Source organism: Mesorhizobium sp. M1312 (genome assembly GCF_040318115.1).
Classification (GTDB): Bacteria; Pseudomonadota; Alphaproteobacteria; order Rhizobiales; family Rhizobiaceae; genus Mesorhizobium.
Window position 1 is genome coordinate 18,477 of the sequence record NZ_JAMYLQ010000047.1, and the last position, 9,667, is coordinate 28,143.

The following is a 9,667-nucleotide window of genomic DNA, read 5'->3' on the forward strand; positions in this document are numbered from 1 at the left end:
GTTCTGGCGGTATCCGCCGTGGCTCTTACCCATTTGCTGCAACCGGACGGGTAGATCCCGGCTGCTCTCCAGGAATCGCCGCCACCAGCTCACGCGTGTAGGCTGATTGCGGGTCGAGGAAGATTTGCGAGGGCGGTCCGCGTTCCACGATCCGCCCTTTCTGCATCACCGCGATTTCGTCGCAGATCTGGCTGGCGACGCGCAGATCGTGGGTGATGAAGATCATCGACACGCCGGTCTCCCGCTGGATTTGGTCCAGCAGCTGCAGGATCTGGGCCTGGATCGACACGTCGAGCGCCGACACAGCCTCATCGGCGATCAGCAACTTCGGCTTGAACATCAGTGCCCGAGCGATGCCGATGCGCTGGCGCTGCCCACCGGAAAATTCATGCGGATAGCGGCCAAAGGCGCCGGCATCGAGCCCGACATGAGCCAGAAGCGCCTTCGCCTCTTCGCGCGCCTGGGCATAGGGCGTCCCGTGCGCGATTGGGCCAACGGTCAGGATGTGACCAACAGTCGAGCGCGGGTTGAGCGAGGCGAAGGGATCTTGGAAGATCATCTGGATTCGGGGTCGCAGTGGGCGGAACTCGGCTTCAGAAAGCCTGGCGATGTCGCGGCCCTCGAACAGAATCCCGCCGCCGTCGCTGTCCAGCAGCTTGATCAGAAGGCGGCCCAGCGACGATTTGCCGGAACCGCTTTCGCCGACAACGCCCAGCGTGCGCCCGGGCGCCAGATCGAACGAGACCTCGTTGACCGCGGGCACGACGCGCTGCGCGCCGAACAGGGGATTGCCGCTGCGGTAGGTCTTAACCAGGCCTTCGACCTTCAGGATCGGCGCTTTGTTGGCCGTCTCCAGAGGAACGCGGTCCTCGCCGGTCAGGCGCGGGACGGCTGCGATAAGGCGCCGGGTGTAGGGATGGCCAGGCGACTTCAGGACCTGTTGAGCGCTACCCTGTTCGACGATGTGGCCCTTCTCCATTACGACGACACTGTCTGCGATCTCGGCCACCACCCCGAAGTCATGGGTGATGAACATGACGCTCATTCCCTTGCGTCGCTGAATGTCGCGGATCAGCTCCAGAATCTGCGCTTGGGTGGTCACGTCGAGCGCGGTCGTCGGTTCATCCGCGATCAGGATCGTGGGCTCGAGTGCCAGCGCCATGGCGATCATCACCCGCTGCCGCTGCCCGCCGGAGAGGCGGAACGGATACTGGTGGTACATGAGTTCCGGGTCGGGCAGTCCCACCTCAGTCAGCAACTCGATAGCGCGGCCGCGACGGGATTTCGGAGTGCCGACGCCATGCGCCGCCATGACTTCGTCGATCTGCGCGCCCACCGTCATCAGCGGGTTGAGTGCCGAGAGCGGATCCTGGAAAATCATCGAGACAACCCGGCCGCGTAAGCTGCGCAGCTTGTCGGGCGACAGGCCTATGATGTTCATCCCGTCCAGCTGGATGGCGCCCGAGGAGACGCGGATCACCTTGGGCAGAAGCCCCATGATCGCATTGGCTGTGACAGACTTTCCGGATCCGGATTCGCCGATGATGCACAGGATCTGGCCGCGCTTCAGATCAAAGGAGATGTTCTCGACGGCATGGGTCCGTTCCATGCCTTGCGGCAAATTCACCGTGAGGTCGCGTATCGAAAGCGCCACTTCGTGGGGGGCTACAGCCTGGATACTTGCGACCATCGCGATCACCTCCCCTTTCAACCGAGCGGATCCACGCTGTTGCGGACCGCATCATCGCCCTTTGAGCAGAAGCGCCTCACCGTAGCGGCCGTCGTCTGGCCATCTCGGCGCTTCGCGCCCTGAGGCTGCGAGAAACGGATTCTGCTCATCCTGGCGGCTCCCTTGATGAAATCCGGTCCGTGTACCGGACACTGTTCCCTTTTCTTGGAGAACTCTCCGAAGGCGTAAGCCCTGCCTATCGGAAGCCCTCTGGGCTTGCCTGCCATAAGGAAGGGTTGCTCCGTTCTTTCAGCCAGTTTGACTGTTTTGTTTCCGCAGAGTCATCGAAACTTGGCCCTCGCGCGGCAGGAACTTCTGAAAAGAACGTCCAGTTCGGCATTTCACTCTGCAGCTGTTCGGCGTCCGCGACATGATCGGGCAACCATATCCTTCATGCGGTTATACGCCCCCACGACGGGCAGGAACCAGGGCTTCCGGCGTGCATCGGCACCGTGTGCCAGGATGCGGTCGAGCGGATCGGTGTCCGTGCGGCCCATCGCAATTTCGGCTAAGGCACTGCCGATCAGGGTCGGCAACTGTGCGCCGCGCCCTGAATAGCCATGCCTTGGATGACGCGACTGTATGAAGTGTACTCCTGCTTGCCCCGGTGACAGCGAGCTTTTCGCGCAACAATTGCCCGTCCTAGGGGCCGCTGGCCGCACGATATTCCGTCCAGGCACAAACTTCGCAGCCTGCCTCTGCAGGCGGCAGGTTAGGATGCTTCAAATTACCGGAGTCCCGTTTCATGCCCGCGCCGCTCATGCACATCAATTCCATCCCATCCCTGCCTCGCGCGGCGGACGTCGTCGTCATCGGCGGCGGTGTGGTAGGCGTATTCACGGCATACTATCTCGCACGCCGCGGCGTCAGCGTTGCCCTGCTGGAGAAGGGGCGCGTTGCCGCCGAACAGTCCAGCCGCAACTGGGGCTGGTGCCGCCAGCAGAACCGTGACGCGCGCGAGTTGCCGATGGCAACCAAGAGCCTCGATCTCTGGGAAAAAGTGGCGCAGGAGACTGGCGAAGACACCGGCTTTCGCCGTTGCGGGCTGCTCTATCTCTCGCAGAACGACGATGAACTCGCAGGTTGGGCAAAGTGGCGCGATTTTGCAAGGACGGTCGGTATTACGACGCATATGCTGAGCGCGGAAAAAGCCACCGAACGGGGCAAGGCGACCGGCCGCAAATGGAAAGGTGGCGTGTTCTCGCCAACTGACGGAACGGCAGACACCTCGAGGGCGGTACCTGTAGCCGCGCTTGGGATCATGGCGGCTGGCGGCTCCGTACATCAGCATTGCGCGGCGCGCGGGCTGGAGTTGAGCGCCGGCCGGGTCAGCGGCGTCGTTACAGAAGCGGGAACCATCCGGACAACGACCGTGGTCATGGCCGGAGGCGCGTGGGCGTCTTCCTTCTGCAGCCAGCTTGGTATTCGTTTCCCGCAAGCTGCCGTGCGTCAGTCCATTCTAGCCGTAGCGCCGGGCGCAAATGGCCTGCCGGATGCCCTGCATACCGCGCGCGTCTCGCTGACGCGGCGCGGCAACGGTGGATACACGCTGGCGATCAGCGGGCGGGCGCGAGTCGATCCAACGCCGCAGCAGCTCAGGTTCAGCCGCGAGTTCGTGCCCATGTTCGCCCGCCGCTGGCGCAGTCTGGCCCCGGGAGCGTTCGAGGGCTGGCGTCAAGGTCATGAAAGCCTGAGGAAATGGGACCTTGACGACGTGACACCAATGGAACGGAATCGGATTCTCGATCCCAAACCTGACATGAGGCAGATTCGGCTGACATATCGACGAGCCTGCGAATTGATGCCCGAACTCAAACGCGTCGCGATCTCCGATGCATGGGCGGGTTATATCGACAGCACGCCCGACGGCATTCCCGCAGTCGGTGAAATCGAGGGGATTCCGGGCTTCATCCTGGCGGCGGGATTCAGCGGTCACGGCTTCGGGATCGGCCCCGGCGCCGGGCATATGATCGCCGACATCATCACGGGCAGCGAGCCTATTGTCGATCCACGTCCTTATAGGCCGGAGCGTCTGAAGACCGCTGCGTGGGGCAAGGTCGCTGAATTCTGAGAAGACCGATTTGCCAACGTCCAACCGGTCGAACACGAGATTGAGGCCGCGAGCGGCCAGCACTGAAAACAACGGGGAAGTGACGATGCGCGAATATGAGATTGCCGCCATTCCAGCCGACGGGATCGGGCCAGAGGTCATTGCCGCTGGTCTCCAGGCGCTTGAGACACTTGAAGAGCGCTGCGGCGACTTCAAGCTGCGCGTCCAGCACTTCGACTGGGGCTCAGACTACTACAAGGGCCATGGTCGGATGATGCCCGAAGATGGGGTGGCGCAACTGAAGCGTTTCGACGCTATCTTCTTTGGCGCGGTCGGCGCTCCCGATGTGCCCGACGACATCACGCTCTGGGGCCTCCGGCTGCCGATTTGCCAGGGCTTTGATCAGTACGCGAACGTGCGGCCGACCAGGATACTGCCGGGCATTGCTTCTCCGCTGGCGGGCGTTGGCCCGGGCGATCTGGATTGGGTGATCGTGCGGGAGAATTCCGAAGGTGAGTATTCGGGCAACGGCGGCCGCACCCATCGCGGCCTCCCCGAGGAAGTCGGAACCGAGGTCGCGATCTTCACGCGCGTCGGCGTCACCCGCATCATGCGCTATGCATTCCGGCTGGCGCAGTCACGGCCGCGAAAGCTCCTGACAGTTGTCACGAAATCCAACGCGCAGCGTCACGGCATGGTAATGTGGGACGAAATCGCCGCCGAGGTGGCACGGGAATTCCCTGATGTCACGTGGGACAAGATGCTGGTTGATGCTATGACGGCGCGTATGACGCTGAAACCACGGAGCCTCGATACGATCGTCGCCACCAACCTTCACGCCGACATATTGTCGGACCTTGCAGGCGCGCTTGCGGGCAGTCTCGGCGTAGCACCGACCGCCAATATTGATCCCGAGCGGCGCTACCCCTCGATGTTCGAGCCAATTCACGGCTCGGCGTTCGACATCGCCGGCAAGGGTATTGCCAACCCTGTCGCCACCTTCTGGACCGCCGCCCAGATGCTCGACCATCTGGGCGAGAACGACGCGGCTGCCCGGTTGATGCGCGCCGTGGAAACGGTGACGAGTGAAGGCGTGCTGACGCCGGACATTGGTGGCACCGCGACCACGCAGGAAGTAACGGACGCCGTTTGCCGGACGATCCGCGGTTCGAACGTGTGACAGGTTTTTGATGAAGCTCGACAAGATCGACATCAAAATTCTCTCCGAGCTGCAAAAGAACGGGCGCATATCCAACGTCGAGCTTGCCGAACTGGTGTATCTGTCGCCGAGCCCCTGCCTGATGCGGGTCAAGAAGCTTCAGGCAGAAGGCTTCATCACCGGTTATTCCGCCCAGATCGACGTCTCCAAGCTCGGGCAGACGTTGACGGTCTTCACCGAGATCACGCTCAGGAACCATCGGCAGAACGACTTCGCGCGGTTTCTTGCCACCGTCGAGAAGATCGATTCCGTCATCGAATGCCATCTTGTTTCAGGCGGCTACGACTACCTGGTGAAGTTTGTCACAGCGGGAATCACAGAATACCAGACGGTCATGGAGCGCCTTGTCGAAATGGACATCGGCATCGACAAATATTTCAGCTTCGTTGTGCTCAAATCCCCTATCGTGAAATCTCATTTGCCGCTCGACGCCATATTCGACAGATGAGGAAGACGCTGCCCCGGGCATGCGGCGGCAGTCTGGACGATCATCTTTTCATCGCCGCCCGCACGTCCTTGTCTTCGAGGGTTTGGTCCAGCGTCATCCGCGTGCGTTCGAGGATTCCATCGATATCGTCCTCCGTGCAGCAGAGCGGCGGCGCATAGCCCAGGATGCCGCTGTTGAAGGCGCGGATGATGAGGCCGTTCGCCCATGCGCGGTCGAAAATACGGCGACCCGGATCGGCTGCCGCCGGCAGCGGCGTCTTGCGCTCCTTGTCAGTGACCAACTCGACCGCGGCCAGCATGCCGCGACCGCGAATATCGCCAACCAGCGGGTGGTCGGCGAGCGAGCGAAGGCCTTCCATCAACCGCTTCCCGGCCTTCCGCCCGTTCTCGAGCAAGCCCTCTTCGTAGAGACGCAGGCATTCCAGCCCCACCGCCGCGCTGACGGGATGGGCTGAATAGGTGTAGCCATGGCCGACAGGCGCTTTGCCGGCTCCATCCGCGATCGTATTGTAGACATGGTCCGACATGAAGACTGCGCCCATCGGCACGTAGCCCGAGGTCAGTCCCTTCGCCGTGGTTATGAAATCCGGCACCACATCGTCCTCGTCACAGGCGAAGAGCGGGCCGGTGCGGCCAAAGGCAGTGATGACTTCGTCGGCAACGAACAGAATGTCGTGTTCCTTGCACACGGCGTGCAGGGCCTTCAGCCAGCCTGTCGGTGGAATGAGGACACCGCCCGAACCCTGAATGGGTTCGGCGTAGAAGGCCGCAACGCGGTCCGCGCCGAGTTCCGCGATCTTGGCGCGCAGGGCCGCGACCGATGCGTCGATAATCGTCTGCGGATCGGAACCGACCGGATTGCGATAGACGTAGTGCGAGGGAATCTTGTGCTGCCAGTCGTAAGGCACGCCGAAGCCCGCATGGAAAGCGGGGATCGCGGTCAGACCGGACCCTGCCGTCGAGGATCCGTGGTAGCCATACTCGACCGAGATGAACTGGTCCTTTTGCGGCGTACCCTTGGCATGGTAGTAGTACCGAATGAAACGGATCGTGCTGTCGATTGCGTCGGAGCCGCCAAGCGTGAAATAGACATGGTTCAAATCGCCGGGCGCCAGTTCGGCAAGCCTGGCAGCAAGGCGAATGGCAGCCTCGGATCCCAGCCCGAAATATCCCGTCGCATAGGGAAGCTCTCTTAGCTGCTTTGCGGCTGCTTCAACGACACTTTCCTGGCCATATCCGACGTTCACACACCATAGACCGGCGAATCCGTCCAGCAAGGTTTTCCCGCTTGCATCGGTGACCGTTGCGCCCTTGGCGGATTTGAGCACCCGAACGCCCATCTCCTCGTGGCTCCGATAGCATGAAAACGGGTGAACCAGATGCGCGCGATCGAGTTCGATCAGTGAGTTTGCCAGCATTTCTTCCTCCGATTCAACCGAGTGCCTGACTGACCAACGCATATGTGCGGTGATGCGCGGGCTTGCTTTCTTTGTGCGTGGCCATAGAGCGTCGCATCGTGATCCCGCCGCCGACGTGCGCGAGCCCGCGCCCGGTGAGCCATTCAGCAAGATCCGTCGAAACGTCGGTATCGACACGGACGAACTTGCCCTGATGATGGGCGAGCAGAAAGTCGATCAGGGCTTTGGCCTCGGCACCGTTTCTCGCCACCACCGGCCCGATGACCAGCCCCCGGCCGAATGGCCGGATGGCGGAAAAGGCCTGGGTATCGCCTTCATCGCGAATGACAGCGAATTTCGCGTGCTCGGGAAGCAGCTTCATCAGCGCCGAACGGTCATGGCCAAATGCCTCGCGATCCAGCACCCCGAGGCGGGCAAGATCGCCGCTCTCGGCCCAGGATACACGGGCCGGCGGGGAAACAGGCAATGCCTCGCCCTGATGCTGTACGATCTCGCCAGTCGTGACGAAGCCCAGCTTCTCATAGAGCGGCAGGCCTTCCCGTGTCGCCGTGAGGCGACAGGTGCGCTCACCCGCCTTGGCAAGCGCCTCTACCATCATCTTGCGGCCGAGCCCGCGGCCGCGCCTGGCCGCATCGACGATCACCATGTTGATGGCGGCGGCATCGTCGCCGTAGGGGGTCATCATGATGGTCGCCACCACGCGTTCTTCTTCCAGAGCGACGATCCCCCGGCTGACCGACTGGACCAGTTCCCAATCCTCGCGGCGATGCGGCCATTCAACTTGGCGAGACAGTTCGACAGCACCTTCCAGGTGCCCCGGTGTCATCTCTTCAAGGATGATCTGTTGTACGGTCATGATGAATTTCCGGCCTTCGTCTTCAAGTGCTCACGGTAGACCACCAAAGACAGCAGTTCCTCCCGACCGGCAGCCATGCGCGACGCGTTTTCACTATCCTTCGCCGCTCGCGCCGCATCTTCTGCCGAGCCATGGCCGACAGGCCGCGCTCCCAAAGCTCGAAAGGACACCTGGCGCAACTCTCTGCCAATCCGGCGATGCAATACGAAACGATCTGCTTCAGGTTGCGGCGAATGCGGCCGTTAGTCTTCCATGTCGCCGACTATGGTGATTGCGGTACAGGCACGCTGTGCCGAGGAAAACTAGGAGGATGGTCGCCATGTCGACGTTCAGACCGAAATACATCACCTTCGACTGCTACGGCACGCTCACCAATTTCGATATGGCCGGTGCTGCGAGCCGCGTCTACGGCTCGCAGCTTTCGCCTGCCGCGTTGACGCAGTTCATCAAGGACTTCGCCGCCTATCGCCTCGACGAGGTTCTTGGCGCCTGGAAGCCCTACCTCGATGTCGTGCACAATTCCGTGGAACGGACCTGCAAGCGCAACGGCGTCGCATTCCGGCCCGAGGATGCCCAGCGCATCTATGAGGAAGTGCCGACATGGGGTCCGCACCCGGATGTCCCGGCGGGACTGGCCAAGGTCGCCAAGGAAATCCCTTTGGTGATCCTGTCGAACGCCATGAACAGCCTGATCATGTCGAACGTGGAGAAGCTCGGCGCACCTTTCCACATGGTCATCACGGCCGAGGAGACCGGCGCCTACAAGCCTTTGATGAAGGGCTTCGAATATATGTTCGACAAGCTCGGCTGCGGCCCTGAGGACATTACTCATGTGTCGTCCTCATTCCGCTACGATCTCATGACGGCCTATGATCTCGGTATCAAGAGCAAGGTCTGGGTGAATCGCGGCCACGAGCCCGCGAATCCCTTCTACGAATATACCGAGATCAAGGATATCGGAGGTCTGGCCGCCGCCGTCGGACTGGAGCCCGTTCGGGAAGTTGCTTGAGGCCGGCGGGCCTCCGGCCATCGCGGCATCCGAAGTATCGAATGAGAAAGGGGCGGTTCGACCGCCCCTTTCCCATTGCCGGTCTCGCTCTTGAGATTCCGGAAAAGCCTTAATTCAACCCGCCGACGTGAAGCGTCTTGACCTCCAGATATTCCTCAATCCCCAGTTGCGATCCTTCGCGCCCAAGCCCCGACTGCTTCACGCCGCCGAAAGGCGCGACCTCTGTCGAGATCAGGCCGGTGTTGAGCCCGACCATGCCGAACTCCAGCGCCTCGGCTACACGCCACGACCGCTTGAGGTTTTCCGTGTAGAAATAGGCGGCAAGGCCGAAGGGCGTTCCGTTGGCGATCGCGATCGCTTCCTCCTCCGTCTCGAAGCGGAAGAGCGGAGCCACAGGGCCGAACGTCTCTTCCGACGCCAGGAGCATTTCGGTCGTGGCGTCGCCGAGCAGAATAGGCCGGGCGTATTGCTTGCCTTCCGGCACTGCTTCGCTCCGGGCAATTATCCGGGCGCCTTTCTCCAAAGCATCGGCGACATGCCGCTCGATCTTCTCGATGGCGGCACCATTGATCATCGGCCCGATGACGACGCCCTCCTCCGTGCCCGGACCGACCTTCATCTCTGCAACTCGGCTGGCGAGCTTCGCAGCAAACGCCTCATAGATGCCGGCCTGCACGAGAATGCGGTTGGCACAGACGCAAGTCTGGCCGCCATTGCGAAATTTGGAGTTTACCGCCCCTTCGACGGCGAGATCGAGATCTGCGTCATCGAACACGATGAAAGGCGCATTCCCGCCGAGTTCCAGGCTGAGCCTCTTTATGCCGTCGGCGGCGGCCCGCGGACGCCAACGGGCCCGGCCGGGGGGGGACCGGGGTGGGGGATTTTGGGCCCGGGTGGTTTGGGGAAGGGCTTGGTGGCGGAGACCCCCCCCGGCCCGGG

General features: G+C 62.0%; 7 protein-coding genes and 1 pseudogene. 4 read left to right on the forward strand and 4 right to left on the reverse strand.

Annotated features, from left to right (window positions below):
- Positions 1-25: 25 nt before the first annotated feature.
- Positions 26-1,690, reverse strand: coding sequence for an ABC transporter ATP-binding protein (locus tag NKH36_RS32320; protein ID WP_352965877.1), 1,665 nt, complete (start codon positions 1,688-1,690; stop codon positions 26-28).
- 784 nt (positions 1,691-2,474) lie between these two features.
- Here NKH36_RS32320 and NKH36_RS32325 point away from each other — a divergent pair.
- The 3 genes from NKH36_RS32325 (at position 2,475) to NKH36_RS32335 (ending at position 5,446) form a co-directional block, all read left to right on the forward strand.
- Entirely contained in the window at positions 2,475-3,800 is a 1,326-nt protein-coding gene (locus tag NKH36_RS32325) for an NAD(P)/FAD-dependent oxidoreductase (RefSeq protein WP_352965876.1), read from the forward strand.
- A gap of 85 nt (positions 3,801-3,885) precedes the next feature.
- Positions 3,886-4,959 (forward strand): tartrate dehydrogenase, encoded by a 1,074-nt coding sequence (locus NKH36_RS32330; protein ID WP_352965875.1) that lies wholly within the window; start codon positions 3,886-3,888, stop codon positions 4,957-4,959.
- A 10-nt stretch (positions 4,960-4,969) separates the two neighbouring features.
- Positions 4,970-5,446, forward strand: coding sequence for an Lrp/AsnC family transcriptional regulator (locus NKH36_RS32335; protein WP_029352587.1), 477 nt, complete (start codon positions 4,970-4,972; stop codon positions 5,444-5,446).
- Positions 5,447-5,486: 40 nt separating this feature from the next.
- Here the strand turns inward: NKH36_RS32335 and NKH36_RS32340 are convergent, their stop codons facing one another.
- Positions 5,487-6,863 carry an aspartate aminotransferase family protein gene (locus tag NKH36_RS32340; protein ID WP_352965874.1) on the reverse strand — a complete coding sequence of 459 codons (1,377 nt, stop codon included), beginning with the start codon at positions 6,861-6,863 and terminating at the stop codon, positions 5,487-5,489.
- Between the two features lie 13 nt (positions 6,864-6,876).
- Positions 6,877-7,719: a GNAT family N-acetyltransferase gene (locus NKH36_RS32345; RefSeq protein WP_352965873.1), complete on the reverse strand. Its 843-nt coding sequence runs from the start codon at positions 7,717-7,719 to the stop codon at positions 6,877-6,879.
- 319 nt (positions 7,720-8,038) lie between these two features.
- On the opposite strand from NKH36_RS32345, the gene NKH36_RS32350 reads away from it, so the two are divergent.
- Complete coding sequence (locus tag NKH36_RS32350) at positions 8,039-8,728, forward strand: haloacid dehalogenase type II (RefSeq protein ID WP_352965872.1); 690 nt, start codon at positions 8,039-8,041, stop codon at positions 8,726-8,728.
- A gap of 109 nt (positions 8,729-8,837) precedes the next feature.
- On the opposite strand, the pseudogene NKH36_RS32355 reads toward NKH36_RS32350, so the two are convergent.
- A pseudogene (locus NKH36_RS32355) lies at positions 8,838-9,566 on the reverse strand (aldehyde dehydrogenase family protein); the annotation flags it as partial.
- Positions 9,567-9,667: the final 101 nt, after the last annotated feature.